The 15,196-nt window shown below is 38.1% G+C and carries 15 protein-coding genes; 2 read left to right on the plus strand and 13 right to left on the minus strand.

Annotated elements, in window-relative coordinates; all coding sequences use genetic code 11:
* Window positions 1-8: 8 nt before the first annotated feature.
* The 9 genes from spoIIIAE to GH754_RS09400 all read right to left on the minus strand — a co-directional run bounded on the left by spoIIIAE (window position 9) and on the right by GH754_RS09400 (window position 6,742).
* Complete coding sequence (spoIIIAE, locus tag GH754_RS09360) at window positions 9-1,199, minus strand: stage III sporulation protein AE (RefSeq protein ID WP_323741947.1); 1,191 nt, start codon at window positions 1,197-1,199, stop codon at window positions 9-11.
* A 21-nt stretch (window positions 1,200-1,220) separates the two neighbouring features.
* On the minus strand, window positions 1,221-1,610 hold the full coding sequence (gene spoIIIAD, locus GH754_RS09365; RefSeq protein WP_153728458.1) for a stage III sporulation protein AD: 390 nt from the start codon (window positions 1,608-1,610) through the stop codon (window positions 1,221-1,223).
* Window positions 1,611-1,614: 4 nt separating this feature from the next.
* Window positions 1,615-1,836, minus strand: coding sequence for a stage III sporulation protein AC (spoIIIAC, locus tag GH754_RS09370; RefSeq protein WP_153728459.1), 222 nt, complete (start codon window positions 1,834-1,836; stop codon window positions 1,615-1,617).
* A gap of 27 nt (window positions 1,837-1,863) precedes the next feature.
* The gene (gene spoIIIAB / locus GH754_RS09375) at window positions 1,864-2,376 is read right to left on the minus strand and encodes a stage III sporulation protein SpoIIIAB (protein ID WP_153728460.1); all 513 of its coding nucleotides are present in this window, start codon (window positions 2,374-2,376) and stop codon (window positions 1,864-1,866) included.
* Window positions 2,321-3,295: a stage III sporulation protein AA gene (gene spoIIIAA, locus GH754_RS09380; RefSeq protein WP_153728461.1), complete on the minus strand. Its 975-nt coding sequence runs from the start codon at window positions 3,293-3,295 to the stop codon at window positions 2,321-2,323. The genes spoIIIAB and spoIIIAA overlap by 56 nt, the downstream gene beginning before the upstream one ends.
* Before the next feature lie 779 nt (window positions 3,296-4,074).
* Window positions 4,075-4,632: an elongation factor P gene (efp, locus tag GH754_RS09385; RefSeq protein ID WP_153728462.1), complete on the minus strand. Its 558-nt coding sequence runs from the start codon at window positions 4,630-4,632 to the stop codon at window positions 4,075-4,077.
* A 22-nt stretch (window positions 4,633-4,654) separates the two neighbouring features.
* Entirely contained in the window at window positions 4,655-5,716 is a 1,062-nt protein-coding gene (locus tag GH754_RS09390) for a M24 family metallopeptidase (RefSeq protein ID WP_323741948.1), read from the minus strand.
* Between the two features lie 14 nt (window positions 5,717-5,730).
* Complete coding sequence (aroQ, locus tag GH754_RS09395) at window positions 5,731-6,165, minus strand: type II 3-dehydroquinate dehydratase (RefSeq protein ID WP_153728464.1); 435 nt, start codon at window positions 6,163-6,165, stop codon at window positions 5,731-5,733.
* Window positions 6,166-6,220: 55 nt separating this feature from the next.
* Window positions 6,221-6,742, minus strand: a complete 522-nt coding sequence (locus tag GH754_RS09400) for a YqhR family membrane protein (protein ID WP_153728465.1) — start codon at window positions 6,740-6,742, stop codon at window positions 6,221-6,223.
* A 434-nt stretch (window positions 6,743-7,176) separates the two neighbouring features.
* On the opposite strand from GH754_RS09400, the gene GH754_RS09405 reads away from it, so the two are divergent.
* A complete protein-coding gene (locus GH754_RS09405) occupies window positions 7,177-7,560 on the plus strand; it encodes an SA1362 family protein (RefSeq protein WP_153728466.1) in 384 nt (127 codons plus the stop codon).
* Between the two features lie 16 nt (window positions 7,561-7,576).
* On the opposite strand, the gene GH754_RS09410 is transcribed toward GH754_RS09405, so the two are convergent.
* Window positions 7,577-8,467 (minus strand): patatin-like phospholipase family protein, encoded by an 891-nt coding sequence (locus GH754_RS09410; protein ID WP_153728467.1) that lies wholly within the window; start codon window positions 8,465-8,467, stop codon window positions 7,577-7,579.
* Window positions 8,468-8,863: 396 nt separating this feature from the next.
* On the minus strand, window positions 8,864-11,437 hold the full coding sequence (locus tag GH754_RS09415) for a vitamin B12-dependent ribonucleotide reductase (protein ID WP_153728468.1): 2,574 nt from the start codon (window positions 11,435-11,437) through the stop codon (window positions 8,864-8,866).
* Between the two features lie 514 nt (window positions 11,438-11,951).
* On the opposite strand from GH754_RS09415, the gene GH754_RS09420 reads away from it, so the two are divergent.
* A complete protein-coding gene (locus GH754_RS09420; RefSeq protein WP_153728469.1) occupies window positions 11,952-12,326 on the plus strand; it encodes a rhodanese-like domain-containing protein in 375 nt (124 codons plus the stop codon).
* A gap of 51 nt (window positions 12,327-12,377) precedes the next feature.
* Here GH754_RS09420 and gcvPB read toward each other — a convergent pair whose 3' ends face one another.
* Both gcvPB and gcvPA read right to left on the minus strand, forming a co-directional pair.
* Complete coding sequence (gcvPB, locus tag GH754_RS09425; protein WP_153728470.1) at window positions 12,378-13,844, minus strand: aminomethyl-transferring glycine dehydrogenase subunit GcvPB; 1,467 nt, start codon at window positions 13,842-13,844, stop codon at window positions 12,378-12,380.
* Window positions 13,837-15,186 (minus strand): aminomethyl-transferring glycine dehydrogenase subunit GcvPA, encoded by a 1,350-nt coding sequence (gene gcvPA / locus GH754_RS09430; protein WP_153728471.1) that lies wholly within the window; start codon window positions 15,184-15,186, stop codon window positions 13,837-13,839. Before gcvPA ends, gcvPB begins: the two co-directional genes overlap by 8 nt.
* Between the last annotated feature and the right edge of the window lie 10 nt (window positions 15,187-15,196).

A 15,196-nucleotide genomic window follows, 5' to 3' on the forward strand; every position in this document is an offset into this window, starting at 1 on the left:
AAACCTCCTTAACGTACCATTAAAGTTAAGTTACTTGCTGCTACCAAAATGACAATGGCCAGAAAAAACATCATCGTAACAACCAGTAGCGCTGCAAAAATATAAAGTATATGTTTACTAATTAAATCTAGTGTCTGAATAACGGGGCCACCACCCACTGGCTGTAAAATGGCTGCTGCTAGTTTATAGATTAGTGAAATAACAAATACTTTTATCGCCGGAAATAGAGCCACCCCTAACACGATGATGACACCTACGACCCCAATGGTATTTTTCAGAAGCATGGATGCCGATAGCACAGTGTCAGCTGCATCCGTAAACATTCGACCAATCACCGGAATAAAGTTCCCCGTCACAAATTTAGCTGTTCTGACAGCTAGTCCATCTGTAATGGCGGTTGCAGCCCCCTGAACAGACATCACCCCGATAAAAATAGTTAAAAATCCACCTAAAATTGTTAGTCCCGCGTTTTTCAATAGATTCGCTAACTTTGTAGCTTGATAGTTTTCGTTTAATGAGCTGACGATATGAAGTAAAGCTGATAAGAAAAATAACGGTAAGATCACAGTTGATATCAACAAGCCACTCGTATTAATCAGAAATAATATAATAGGCTGAAAAAACGCGATAGATGTAACACTACCAACAGATGCCATAATGCTCAAAATAAGTGGAAGCAACGCCCACATAAAATTGGACATCGCATCAATGGCGTTATTCGTATAGGACGCAGCAAGTTGAAAACTGCCAAGAGCCAGGGTGATTAAAACAAGATAAACAACTGCATAGGCAACTTTATTCACCGTTTTGGACTCAAAGGCATTCTGTAATGTCTGTAAAACAACCGAAAATAAGGTTAATAAAATTAATGAGCCTAATAATTTTCCGTTTGCGAATAATTCATGAAACAAATATTTCAAAAGCCCATTAATCCAGCTCTTCACCGATATGGACGCATCTTCTTTAATAAAATCTGTTAAATTTTTTTGAGACAAATCAGGTAGAAATTCGCCATAATTCTGCTGTAAATTTCCCCAAAAATGGCCTATCCTTTCAAAATTCTCATCCTGTAGCTGATCATTTACCCATTGGTCTGGGTTTAGCTTTTGTTCAGGCTGTGCTTCTACTACGTTTGGAAAAAGGAAAACAAACAGAATGAGGAGAGCAAACAGTATTATTGGTTTCATCGTTCCTTTCACAAAAATTGCTCCCTTCAATAGCTACACAGGAATAAAGTTTAAAATAGTTTCAATAACGGCTGTTAATATCGGAATAGCTAATACTAGTATGAAAATTTTACCTGCTAGTTCAATCTTGGAAGCAATCGAATTCATCCCTGCATCGCGGATGATTTGAGCACCAAACTCGGCTATGTAGGCAATGCCGATGATTTTTAGAATTGTCTCCACATACATAAAATTAATATTGGCCTTTGTTGTAAGGGTTGCAAGTAATCGAAAAATTTCAGCTATATGATCAACAAGAACTAAAAAAATGACAATCCCAGTAAACAAAACAATAAAAAAGGCAATTTGAGGACTTTGTTCTTTTACGATAATGGCTAAAATTCCAGCCAGCATTCCAAAGGAGACAATTTGAAAAATCTCCATAAGCTCAGAATCCTCCTAAAATGATTTGAAAGAGAAAGACTGAACGAATTTGTTGAAATAGCTCTGCTAGAGTATCAATGACAACTAGGAGTACAATAATAAACCCAACTAGTGTTACCCAATGTGCTAAGTCCTCTTTTCCAGCCTGTTTTAACAGCGTATGAATAATAGCAACAATAATTCCGACACCGGCGATTTGGAACAATAAGTATGCTTCATTTATCATTTTCTGATGCCGACTCCTTTCTCTCTGCTATATCAATAGCAATATTAAAAATAATCCTGTCAGTACCCCTAAGCTTTTTGCCATTCTGCCATATTTATATTTCTCTTCTTCAGCCTGTTCCAGTACCCGGTCTAAATGGGAAAGGGCTAGTTGGATGTGTTTTTGCTGCTGGTGAAAATCGTGCTGTCCTAATGTTTTTCCAAATTGATCCATAATTTCTTTCTCTGTCTTTTTCATGGCACTCTTTTTCCAAAAATGATCGAGGGCTGGGTTCCAAACATCGTATAATGTACTTTGACTACTTAATAATTTTTCATTTAAAGTTCGGAAAAAAGACGATAACGGTTCAGGAATTTGTTTAGATAAGCGATAAAATACATCGTGTATAGGACTCTGTCCATAAACAATTTCCGCTTCGAGCACCTGAAGGGCATTTTTAAGTTGTCGTATTTGTTTGGGTCGGTCATTCAGTCGTTTTGCGATATCAAACCCAATTTGAGTTGTGGCCAACAGTAACAGTATGGCTCCGATCCACTTCATACGCTTTACCCCTTAAATCTATATTTTGTGTTTGTCCATTTTCATCCAACACCGAAACCACAGTCCCTGGCTTTGGTCGGTTCGAAAACGTGATAAACCGTTGAAAGGCTTTAGCCTCCATTAATGGCTTTAAAGATGGGCGCTTTTGGATCTCTTGAAGATCACGTCCATGGACGCTACAAACAACGTTTACACCTGCATACAGTGCTTCCAATAAAGCTTCAACGTCTTGAATCGTCCCTATCTCATCCACCACAATGATATTCGGAGACATAGACCGAATCATCATCATCATTCCTTCTGCCTTTGGACAAGCATCCATCACATCAGTTCTAAGGCCTACATCATGCTGAGGCACCCCGTTTTTGCAAGCAGCGATTTCCGACCGCTCATCAATGACGCCCACCTTTTGAGCTGGAAGGTGCTGAAAACCATCACTCATAAGCCTCACCATGTCTCGTAAAAAAGTGGTTTTTCCGCATTTTGGCGGGCCAATCAAAAGGGTATTCATATAGTGGCTCGGATATAAATATGGAAGGTAACGCTGACTGATATTCTTCAATTGTCTTGCAATACGCACATTAAAAAACGTAAGGTGCCGAATCGCCTTCACATACCCATTTTCTGTGTTCACTTTTCCAGAAATGCCAACTCTATGGCCTCCCTCGATTGTGATATAGCCTTGACGAAGCTCGTCCTCAAATCGATAAATAGAATGCTCACTTAGTTGATTCAAAATAAACAGCGCATCCTGTTCTGTAGGCACTACATGCTTAATCATTCGTGAATAATGGGTAAATACTAGCTCCACTGGCCTCCTAACACGAATGCGAATTTCATCTAGTTGATCCCAATTTAGAATTTCCCTTCTCAGCTTGTCTTCTATTGTTTTAGGAAATATTCTCAGAATTTCATCCAATAGAAAGATCTCCTAACTTTGTTGAATTGTTACTTTAAATCTATGCTTGAGAGAATAATTTATGACTAAGGAATAATATAAAGAAATCTTGGTCAGCATACTTTTTACTCGGTGAAATTTATTAATTCAGATAGTAGAATAGAGGGATTAAGGGGGAAAATGCGGAAGAGTTTTAAGATATAAAAATTGCTCTTTTCTAAGAGAATGTCGTTTTTTGACTTAAAAGATATAAACTGTGACGTAACTTCAGCAGGACTTGTTTCCAAATATCAATTTGATGAGTGTGGAACCGTCGCTACGGAAACACACTTCGCTTTCCGCGGACGAGCGGTGAGCCTCCTCGCTAACGCTGCGGGGTCTTACCTGTCTCTTTGCTCCCACAGGAGTCTCCGTGTATTTCTCCGCTAAAAACGGTGCCTCTTTCGTTTGTTTAAAGCTGAACTATTGGTTAATCAAAAGCTTTTAACCATGCATTCACCAGAACACTTCAATAGTGGAGGCAGAATACGGAGACTCCTATGGGAGGAAACGTGGTGAAGACCCCGAAGGAAGCGGTCTTTGCTTCTGAGGAGGCTGAGGCCGTGCCCATGGAAAGCGAAGTATTCTGCCGGAACGCTTTGCGAGCACTCCATATTCTTCAGAACGATTTAAGCGACTCTTAAAAGTTTTTCTATATTGCATTTTACATCTACTGCACATTATAAAAGCAACAACGTTTATGAAAATAGTAAAAAAAGAGACTAACCTTAATTAGGTTAGCCTCCTTGATTCGTGTTCAATTATGCACGGGATACATATTTACCATCACTTGTATTTACGACTAGTACATCCCCGACATTCACAAAGAATGGTACCTGTACTACTAAACCAGTTTCTACAGTAGCTGGCTTTGAACCACCACTAGCCGTATCTCCTTTAATACCTGGTTCGGTTTCGGTTACTTCTAGCTCAACCGTATTTGGCATCTCAAGTCCTAGTGATTCACCTTCATAAAGCAAAATACCTACCTGCATATTTTCCTTTAAGTAGTTCAATTCATTTTCAATTTGAGAGGTTTGTAGCTCAAGCTGTTCAAAGGATTCCTGGTCCATAAATGTGTGAACATCACCTGATGCATACAAATATTGCATTTGTCTACGCTCTAAATGTGCTTTGTTGACTTTCTCTCCTGCACGAAATGTACGTTCTTGAATGTTTCCATTCCGAAGATTTCGTAGCTTGGAGCGAACAAATGCAGCCCCTTTTCCCGGCTTAACATGTTGGAAATCTATAACCTGCCAAATATCTCCGTCTAATTCTATAGTTTGTCCTGTGCGAAAATCATTAACAGAAATCAAATCGAAAACCCCTTTCTTCACTTTACAATGTTATTAATTCCTTTGGAGAATGTGTAAGCTTTTCATTACCATTTTCCGTTACGAGGGTATCATCCTCAATTCGGCAGCCCCCTACATTGCTCACATAGATTCCTGGTTCTACCGTTACCACCATTCCAGGCTTTAATACCTGTTCATTTCGGAAAGATAGCCCTGGTCCTTCATGAACATCCAAGCCAATTCCGTGACCTGTTGAATGACCAAAGTATTCAGCATAACCCTTTTCTCGAATATAATCTCTTGTTAGGGCATCTGCTTCAACACCTGTAATGCCAGCTTTAATTCCTTCCATTCCCTTTAATTGTGCCTGTAATACTGTATCATAAATCTCTTTTAATTGGTCACTTATTTCACCAACAGCGACTGTTCTCGTAATATCTGAAGCATAACCTTTGTAATAAGCACCAAAGTCTAAGGTGACAAGCTCTCCACTTTCAATCTTCTTCTCGGATGCAACTCCATGCGGTAATGCAGACCGATAACCAGATGCAACTATAATATCAAATGAGGATGATTCTGCACCATTTTTTCTCATAAAGAATTCTAATTCGTTCGATACATCAATCTCCTTAACACCTGGTTTGATGAACCCGAGGATATGATCAAAGGCTTCGTCCGCTATTTTACAAGCATGCTTAATAATGTCAATTTCTTCACTTGTTTTAATCAATCTTAAATTTTCAATTAATCCTGAAGCTGGAACCAATTCTGCTTCGACTTCATTTTTATATACTTCATATGTACCATAAGTCATTTGGTTCTTTTCAAAACCAAGCTTTTGTATCCCTAGACGTTTCACCTGTTTGGCTACTTCTTGGTGGATAGGGATTTTATGCTCAATTACTTCATACCCTTTAGCTTGTTCATTTGCTTGAACGGTGTAACGAAAGTCAGTTATAAAAAGAGCTTCCTTTTCCGTTATAAGAGCAACACCGGCAGTTCCTGTAAAACCAGTCATGTAACGACGGTTCTTACCACTTGTAATCAAAAGACCATCAAAGTCTTGCTTAGCAAGGGCTGATCTGAATTTTTCCAGTTTCTCCACTTTAACCATCCTTTCTATTTTTCTGCTTCTAGAAATGCTTGGGCAGCGACTTTGTAGCCAATAGTTCCAAGTCCAGCAATTTGCCCCCAGCAAACTGGAGCAAGTAACGATTCCCTTCTAAATGGCTCCCGATTATGTACGTTTGAGATATGTACTTCTATAACTGGAACACTAATTGCACTTATAGCGTCCCTTAAGGCTACACTTGTGTGGGTATAGGCCGCAGGGTTAAAGATAATACCTTCAAACTGCCCCTCTGCCTTGTGAATATGATCAATCAATTCTCCCTCATGATTGGACTGAAAACAAGACAATCCCCAACCATGAACATCTAATAGCTCACGAAGTTCCGTTTCGACCTCTTCTAAACCACTGTTACCATAAATGGTAGGCTCACGTTTCCCTAATAAGTTTAGATTCGGACCATTCAGCATTAATAATCGTTTCATGTCTCTCCCCATCCTAGTTTCTAGAAAATTGTCTAATTTTTAGTTTACCACATCATTAGGCATTTTGTGAGGATTTTTCCTCCCTTTCCTTTTTCATGTCTTCAAGACTTTTATGTTCAAAAGAAATGGAATATCCAATAAATGTTCCATATAATACGTGTAAACAAACTGTAGTTATAATGGTATCCATTGTCATCTCAGATAAGATTGGGACGGCTGAAAACATAGGATTTAAAAAATACATAAATAAAAACCAAATCGCTACACCATACAGGATACCTGGCAACATACCTTCTCGCTTTTTTAAAACTAAATAATAAATATATGCTGCCAAAATTGAAAGCACACCGATGATGAGCATGCTGAAAATTTCTCCTGAGAAACCATTGGTCCACTGGTTTTGCCAAAAGGATCGTAATGTAAAACTTGCATGTGACACTTCAGAAAAATTAAAATAATAGGCCAATGAACCGAGCAGACTCCACAACAGTCCCCCAATAAATCCTGTAACTAGAGATTTTTGCAAAAGCGACATCGGTTTTTCTCGTTGATTTTGTTCCATTTTTTCTTCTGACATTTTCCATCACCTCTTCTCGTTAGCCTATCCAATTTAAAAAAAGACATGCCTGACCTGCGCCAAAAGATGTACGTATAAAATTTTTTCTAGTACAATAACAATATATTTACAGTTTTAAACATACAAATATATTAGGTAATGAATTTGATCAATCAATAGTGTTCAATTTAGTTAAATTTGTATTTTTACTGAATATTTTTTCCACACAAAGGGAAGAACTGAAATGGAGTAAATAAAGTTTCAATTTTACATAGGATTATTGCTTTTCCTCTAGAATTAATAATTTAAGAAACCCTACCAATTTGCTACCTTTAAGGCGAAGACAGAAATGTAGGTGCACATATACTATTAATCGATTCAAGTTATAAACTTAGATAGTAAAAAAGCCATATTAAATATAAATGTTTTACTGAATGATAGAAGGGAGGTCCACTATGTCTACCCGCAAATTTAGCGTAGTTTTCTATATTTTAATTGGTCTGGCCGTATTCGGTGTTTTTTATCAACTTCTCTTTAATACTGCTGAGCTCTTTAAATATATTTTAATGACTGTAGGATTTGCGGCCCTTTTGTTTGGTATCTTCTATTTCTTTATGAAAAAAAGAAATGCTAGTGGATTTTCAAATCAATATAAAAAAGCAGTTAAACAGTCAAAACAAAAATATGGCGGATCGGTTCAAGACAAACAGACATACAATGCAGCACTACGCAAACAGAAGAAAAAGAAATTAGATTATAAACGCCCACGAAAAAAAGCCTCTCATTTAAGAGTGATTGATGGGAAAAAGGATAAAAAGAAAAACCGAGCATTATTTTAAATGCTCGGTTTTATGCTTAATAAGTCCAATTTTTTAAATACTTTATTGCACTTTCTCTCCCATACTCCATCAACTGATATTTTTCCTTTTCATTTAAATCAAAATCTGTTGCATCAATGTCCTTTGTAGGAATAAACATGATTTCTGTGGCAATGGATTTAGAAATGTATCTAGCATCATGGGCATGCATCATTGTAGAAAACAGCGCCATAAACAATCCAATCGTATTGTTGATTTTACGCTTAGGTAAAATATCATATGATGAACTTAGCTTCATGCCTAGAATCGGGCGCAGTGGTTTCCCCTCAGCATTCTGAAATACCCACAACGGAAAGTTACTCAATAAACCTCCGTCAACAAGAATATGTTTTTCCACCTGCGGACCTAATCTCTTAATCGGTATAAAGAAAAAGGGAATTGAGGCACTAATTCTCACTGCTCTAGCAATCGAGAATGATCGGCTATCAATATGATAAAGCCTCATCAAATCATCTGGAAACACCACCATCTTACCTAGGGATAAATCCGATGCAACAATCTTTAAGTAACCCTGTGGTAAATCATTAAACGTATAAACTCCCTTGGCAGCTAATTTTTCATCGACCCACCGCTCTAACTCATCTCCTTTATATAATCCTAACCGGCTATAAACGAGTAACCATTTTAAAAACGGTACAAATTTGCCAAATCTTGATTCCTTTAAAAATGACTTTAAATTTAATTCCAGAAACATTTCTTTGATCTCAGAAGTGCTATAACCAGCGGCAATCAATGCTGCCATGATCGCTCCTGCAGATGTTCCAGCCACTCTTTCAAAGGATATGCCATGTTCATCTGCTACCTCCATAGCTCCAATAAAGGCAAACGCCTTCACGCCCCCACCGGAAAAAACAGCATCAACTTTCAATTACATCAGCCCCTTTTTAAGAAGAGGTATTTATAGATGTATAAGCGTGTGGGGGGACGTGTAGAACTATGGCAGGCTTTTTTGATTTGGAATCGTTTGTAAAGAGAAGGATATTGAGACTATTTAACGCGAATTACTTCTTGTTTTCTTTTATTGAACACTTTTTTCATGAATTGTTACTTGTATTATGTTAATCAAACCCATCCGAAAATTTATTGAACCTTATGCAAATTTTATTGAAGCTAATTTTGGAGCAATTGTTCTTTAATTTGCTAAATTAAATTCTCGATGACTATTTGAACAGATAATGGGTTATTTAACTATTTCACCGAACATATAAGTTCAAAGATGAAAAAAGAGCGACCTCAACTCGAGATCGCTCTTTTCTTCAAAATATTATAATCCACATTTCAACTGAGCGCCACAATTTGTACACGTATTACAGCCGCCCATGTCTTCAACTTGTCCTTTACGACACACTGGACAAGTATCTCCAACCTCAGATCCGATGGTAACATTAGTCTTATCAAGCTCTTGAACTGTATCCATGAGGACTACTTTAGGTACTGGCTTTTCTGGCTTTTCTTCCTTTTGTTCTGGAGTCTCATCATCAAATGTATTTTCCTCTGCCTTTAAGGTTAATACTTGTGAGTCACGGCTTCCGTCAACATACACTGTACCGCCTTTTGCTCCACCATTATACAAGCGCTCATATACTTGCTGAACTTGTTCAACTGTATAACCTTTTGGTGCATTTACAGTTTTGGAGATAGAAGAATCCACCCAGTTTTGAATCACGCATTGCGTATCAGCATGTGCTTCTGGAGCGAGATTCATCGCTGTCACAAACCAATTTGGTAAGTTAGTTGGATCTTGTTCTGGATTTTCATCTAAATATTCCTGAACAATGTCTGCCTTCACTTCAATAAATTTCCCTAAACGACCGCTACGGTAATAGGTGAAGGAGAAATAAGGCTCTAAACCTGTTGCAACACCAACCATTGTACCAGTGCTGCCTGTAGGAGCAACGGTTAATAAATGAGAGTTGCGAATACCATGCTCTAAAACACCTTGTCGAATATCTTCAGGCATTTTCTGCATGTAACCTGTATTGACAAATCGCTTACGTAACTCTTGTGTTTCTTCTTCTGTATTACCTACTAGGAATGGAAAGCTACCTTTTTCCTTAGCTAGCTCAATAGAAGTTCGATAAGCTGTTGTCGCAATGGTTTCGAAAATCTGATCAACTAGTTTATTTCCTTCTTCTGAACCATATTCAGTTTCACTATAGATTAACAAGTCATGTAGACCCATAACGCCCAAGCCAACACGACGTTCACCTAAAGCTTGCTTACGATTTTCTTCAAGGAAATATGGTGTTGCATCAATAACGTTATCCTGCATACGAACGCCAACTTCAACTGTACTCTTTAACTTTTCAAAATTAACAGTCTTCGTTTCCTTATCTGCCATTTCTGCTAGATTTACAGCAGCTAAGTTGCAGACAGAATAAGGAGCAAGTGGTTGTTCACCACACGGATTTGTCGCTACTACTTTTTGACCATAGCTTTTAGCATTCGTCATGTCGTTGGCATTATCAATAAAGAAAATACCAGGCTCTGCTGAATAAGTCGCACAAATATTAATTAAATTCCAAAGCTCTTTCGCTTTCATTTTACGGTGTACGCGAACCTTATGTCCAAGCTTTTCCCATTCCCGAACGTCTCCAATTTTATGCCATTGTTCATTATAAGCCTTCATTTCCTCTGAATCATAGTTTTCAACATCAGGGAATCTTAGCTCATAATCGCCATCTTCTTCAACAGCTTCCATGAATTCCTTCGTTAAGCATACTGAAATATTAGCACCTGTTAAAAACTCAGAATTATTTACACTGTAGGTACCACCATCACGCAATTTTTCTTCAGCATCTTTAATAATTTTTTCACTAAATCCACCTAATCCAGGAATGTTTTTATAGTTCACTATTCCTTGGTACATTTGTTCTTCATGTTGTGTCAGTGGAGTGAATTTCAATTTATCTTCCGCATGTTTCTTAATTAGTTCATCATTGGTGTTTTCGATTAAATACCTTAGGATTCTCGGATTTTGCATTTTAGAAATAATAAATTCGATGATATCAGGGTGAGAATCCACTAGCATGATCATTTGAGCACCTCTGCGACTTCCACCTTGCTCAACAAGATGTGTCAACTTCGCAATGTCATCTAACCAAGAAACAGAGCCTGAAGATTTTCCATTCACACCACGTGCTAGTGTATTTCGAGGACGTAAAGTAGATCCATTCGTACCTACCCCTCCACCACGACTCATAATCTCCATAACCTGCTTACGATGCTCAGAAATTCCTTCTCTAGAATCCTGAATGTACGGCATAACGTAGCAGTTGAAGTACGTGACATCAGTGTCTGCGCCTGCTCCATATAGAACTCTACCTGCAGGAACAAAATTAAGATTCTTTAACTGCTCATAGAAACGCTCAAAAGATTCCTTACGCTTTTCTTCAGTGGTTTCTACTGCTGATAAGCCTGTTGCGTTCCTTAGGGCAATTTGCTCATAAAAAACTTCGAGTGGTTTTTCAATGACATCCAAGGAGCGTGTAACAACACCTGTTTCAGCCTCTTGTTCATTGTCTAAAACCGACACGAATTCTGGACCCACCGCAACTTTAGCCTGTTTGTTCTCCCAATCAATTGATTGAATAAATCCAAGTCCGCGAGCAGGGAACTTTGGATCCTCTTTTACCGTTAACACAACGAAGTCACCGTCAGTTAATGTAACCTTCTCGGTGTCTTTAAACGCATACCTATCCAACATCACGAGACGTGAAACACCCTTATGTAGGATACTCATATCTGATGTGATTGGGTGTACTTGTGGAAACAGTTTAATGTCCTTATTCAAACGTTCCACATCAATGTTCAGTTGTTCTTCTTTCAATTTTAGCAAACTACATCTCACCCTTTCTTATTCTTGCGCAATGATAAAACAGACATCGAGGCCAAATCCTATCATTTTTTCCTATCATGTTTTGAATCATCGTAGTATAATAGCATAGTATTCTATGAGGCTCTTCTAAAGTTGTTATCCTTAACTTATCATACCATAACAAAAACCACAATATATGTACATCGATTTTTACAAAAAACACAACATATTGTATTTTGAACAGAGAGATTCGTTTTTGTCAATTTTAAAATCATTCATAAATGATAGATATTTAAAGATAAAGTGATATTTTTACGAGCTAAATGAAAAATTTGATGGATTTTGTCAGTTGCAAAATCACCGAAATATCTTAACTCTTATCTTCATTGGGTTTTAGACTACTTAAATCCAGTTTAACCAAATAAAATAAGCCTAAAGACCTATTCCCATAAATTTGTTATAAGAAATGCTTTGAATCTTTTCGTTAACATTCTTATAATAGGTAGTAGGCGCTTGATGATGAAAGGGGATAATTATGGAAATTATTTTAATTATAGTTGTGGCTGCGATTATATATGGTCTCATTAGGTTTCTTCTTCAAAGAAAGTATTTAAAAACCTTAACAGAAGAAGAATTTATTCAAGGCTATCGGAAGGCACAATTAATAGATGTAAGAGAGCCTAATGAATTTGAAAGAGGACATATTTTAGGGGCAAGGAATATTCCTTTATCTCAGATTAAAAACCGCCTTGTGGAAATAAGACAAGACAAGCCCGTATACCTATATTGTCAAAGTGGGACTCGTTCGCAACGAGCTGCAGGTATTTTGAAAAAGCACGGCTGTCAAGATATCAATCACCTTAAGGGTGGTTTCAAAAAATGGACAGGAAAAGTAAAAACTAAAAAATAATTCGAATAAAAACCCTCTTAGTCATAATCACTTGACCAAGAGGGTTTTTTATTAATCTTCTTTATAGTATCTCAGCACAGGTTTTCTTGCTGCTAATGTTTCGTCCAAGCGACTGATCACTGTTGTATGTGGTGCTTCCTGTACCTTTTCAGGCTCATTTTCGGCCTCTTCTGCTATTTGATGCATTGCCTCAATAAATTCATCTAAGGTTTCCTTAGATTCGGTTTCTGTTGGCTCCACCATCATTCCTTCTTCAACATTTAGTGGAAAATAGATGGTTGGTGGATGAAATCCAAAGTCTAACAGGCGTTTAGCCATATCTAACGTACGTACGCCTAATTTCTTTTGTTTTTTACCCGAGAGAACAAATTCATGCTTACAATGCTGATCAAAAGGAAGAATAAACTTTTCCTGTAATCTTCTCATCAAATAGTTTGCATTTAGTACGGCATATTCACTTACCTGTTTCAAGCCATCTGGTCCCATTGTGCGAATATATGTGTATGCTCGAACGTTTATTCCAAAGTTACCATAGTATGGCTTTACACGACCGATGGATTGCGGACGATCGCCATCAAAGAAATAACCGTCCTCACCTTTAACTAATACTGGCTTTGGTAAGAATGGATAAAGTTCTTCTGATACACCGACTGGACCTGAGCCAGGACCACCGCCTCCATGAGGGCCAGTAAATGTTTTGTGTAAATTCAAATGCACAACATCAAAGCCCATATCCCCAGGACGGGCATAGCCTAAAATGGCATTGAGGTTTGCTCCATCATAATAGAGTTTACCACCTGCACCATGAACAATTTCAGCCATTTCTAAAATATGCTCTTCAAACAAACCAAGTGTATTCGGATTCGTGAGCATTAGGGCTGCGGTGTCATCGCCCACAACACGCTTTAAGTCCTCTAGGTCCACTAAACCACGTTCATCTGATTTAACGGTAACAGCATCAAAGCCTGCTACAGTAGCTGAAGCTGGATTGGTACCATGTGCAGAGTCTGGGACAATGACCTTCGTCCGATTCATATCTCCATTTTGTTCATGTAGAGCACGAATCATCATAAGTCCAGTCCACTCTCCGTGTGCCCCTGCTGCCGGCTGTAACGTAACAGTGTGCATACCAGTGATTTCTTCAAGTGATGTCTGTAAATCATACATCAACTCTAGTGAACCCTGCACTGTTTCTGTCTCTTGGAGTGGATGAACAGTTGAAAAGCCCTCAAATCTCGCTACATCTTCATTGATTTTGGGATTGTATTTCATCGTACATGAACCGAGCGGGTAAAAACCAGAATCCACCCCATAATTTCTTTTTGACAAGGCTGTATAATGGCGGATTAACTGTAATTCACTCACTTCAGGGAAATCGGGTTCTACCTCTCTTACATACTCGTCCTCAAATTCGTTTGAAAGGTTAACCTCTGGCACATCTTGTTCTGGTAAGCTATACCCTGTCCGACCTTCTTTACTAAGTTCAAAAATCACCGGGAAATCTTTTTGGTTAGCCATTGATATCACCCAATTCTTTAACAAATTGATCAATCTCAGCTTTCGTACGGAGTTCTGTAACTGCTATAAGCATATGATTTTCCAGCTCTGGAGTTATTTTTTCAAGATTAAATCCACCAATAAAGCCTTTCTCCACTAGTTCATGATTAAGCTCTGACACGTTCTTTTTACACTCAATGACAAATTCATTAAAGAACGGACCATTGAATGCTATCTTGAAACCAGCTTGCTCAAACTTCAATTTAGCATAGCGGGCCTTCTGCATATTCATCTTTGCCATTTCTTTTAAGCCCTGTTTGCCTAAAGCACTCATGGCAACAGATGATGCGAGTGCGTTTAATGCCTGGTTTGAACAAATATTAGATGTTGCCTTGTCACGGCGGATATGCTGTTCACGAGCTTGTAAAGTTAAAACATACCCTCTTTGCCCTTCCTCATCAACCGTTTGCCCCACTAAACGTCCAGGCACTTTCCGCATTAGTTTTTTAGTAGTTGCAAAGAATCCACAGTGTGGTCCACCAAATTGAGCTGGAATTCCGAACACCTGTGCATCTCCTGTTACAATATCTGCGCCGAATTCACCAGGAGGTGTTAAATAGCCCAATGCTAATGGATTGGTCGCGACAATAAACATCGTCTTTTTTAAATTTTCAAGGAGTAGTTGAATTTCTTTTAAAGGTTCAATTTGTCCATAAAAATTTTGATATTGAACGACAACACCAGCCACGTCGTCATCTAATGCTGCTTTGATTGCCTCTACATCCGTCACACCATTTTTGTCTTCAATTTCAACGATTTCTAAACCAGGTCCTTTTGCATATGTCTTAATGACTTCTAGCGACTCAGGATGAATGGTTTTGGATACCAATACCTTCTTCTTTTTCGTTTGACCTGCACTTAAGGTTACAGCCTCTGCTAGTGCCGTTCCCCCGTCATACATAGAGGAATTTGCTACTTCCATTCCAGTTAATTCACAAATCATCGTTTGAAATTCAAAAATAGCCTGAAGTTCCCCTTGTGAAATTTCTGGCTGATAAGGCGTATAGGCGGTGTAAAACTCAGAGCGTGAAATGACATGGTCAACAACAGAAGGAATATAGTGATCGTAAACTCCTGCACCTAAAAAGGAAGTGTGAGTAGTTAAGTTCACGTTTTGATCAGCTAGAGCCTTAAGTTCCTTCTTTAATTCGGGTTCACTTGCAGCCTCTTTTATGCTTAACCTATCCTTAAATCGAACTTCATCTGGAATATCCTGAAACAGCTCTTCTGTTGATTGAATTCCAATCGTTGAGAGCATATCATTTTTATCTTTTTCTGTCATAGGTAGATAACGAAATTTCATGTTTTACCCT

The organism is Salinibacillus xinjiangensis (assembly GCF_009649735.1).
GTDB lineage: Bacteria > Bacillota > Bacilli > Bacillales > Alkalibacillaceae > Salinibacillus > Salinibacillus xinjiangensis.

What these genes read in the sequence shown, in the direction of transcription:
- spoIIIAD (WP_153728458.1), bottom strand. Translation starts at nt 1,610, where the DNA reads ATGGAGATTTTTCAAATTGTCTCCTTTGGAATGCTGGCTGGAATTTTA.
- spoIIIAC (WP_153728459.1), bottom strand. Translation starts at nt 1,836, where the DNA reads ATGATAAATGAAGCATACTTATTGTTCCAAATCGCCGGTGTCGGAATT.
- spoIIIAB (WP_153728460.1), bottom strand. Translation starts at nt 2,376, where the DNA reads ATGAAGTGGATCGGAGCCATACTGTTACTGTTGGCCACAACTCAAATT.
- aroQ (WP_153728464.1), bottom strand. Translation starts at nt 6,165, where the DNA reads ATGAAACGATTATTAATGCTGAATGGTCCGAATCTAAACTTATTAGGG.
- GH754_RS09400 (WP_153728465.1), bottom strand. Translation starts at nt 6,742, where the DNA reads ATGTCAGAAGAAAAAATGGAACAAAATCAACGAGAAAAACCGATGTCG.
- GH754_RS09405 (WP_153728466.1), top strand. Translation starts at nt 7,177, where the DNA reads ATGTCTACCCGCAAATTTAGCGTAGTTTTCTATATTTTAATTGGTCTG.
- GH754_RS09420 (WP_153728469.1), top strand. Translation starts at nt 11,952, where the DNA reads ATGGAAATTATTTTAATTATAGTTGTGGCTGCGATTATATATGGTCTC.
- gcvPB (WP_153728470.1), bottom strand. Translation starts at nt 13,844, where the DNA reads ATGGCTAACCAAAAAGATTTCCCGGTGATTTTTGAACTTAGTAAAGAA.
- gcvPA (WP_153728471.1), bottom strand. Translation starts at nt 15,186, where the DNA reads ATGAAATTTCGTTATCTACCTATGACAGAAAAAGATAAAAATGATATG.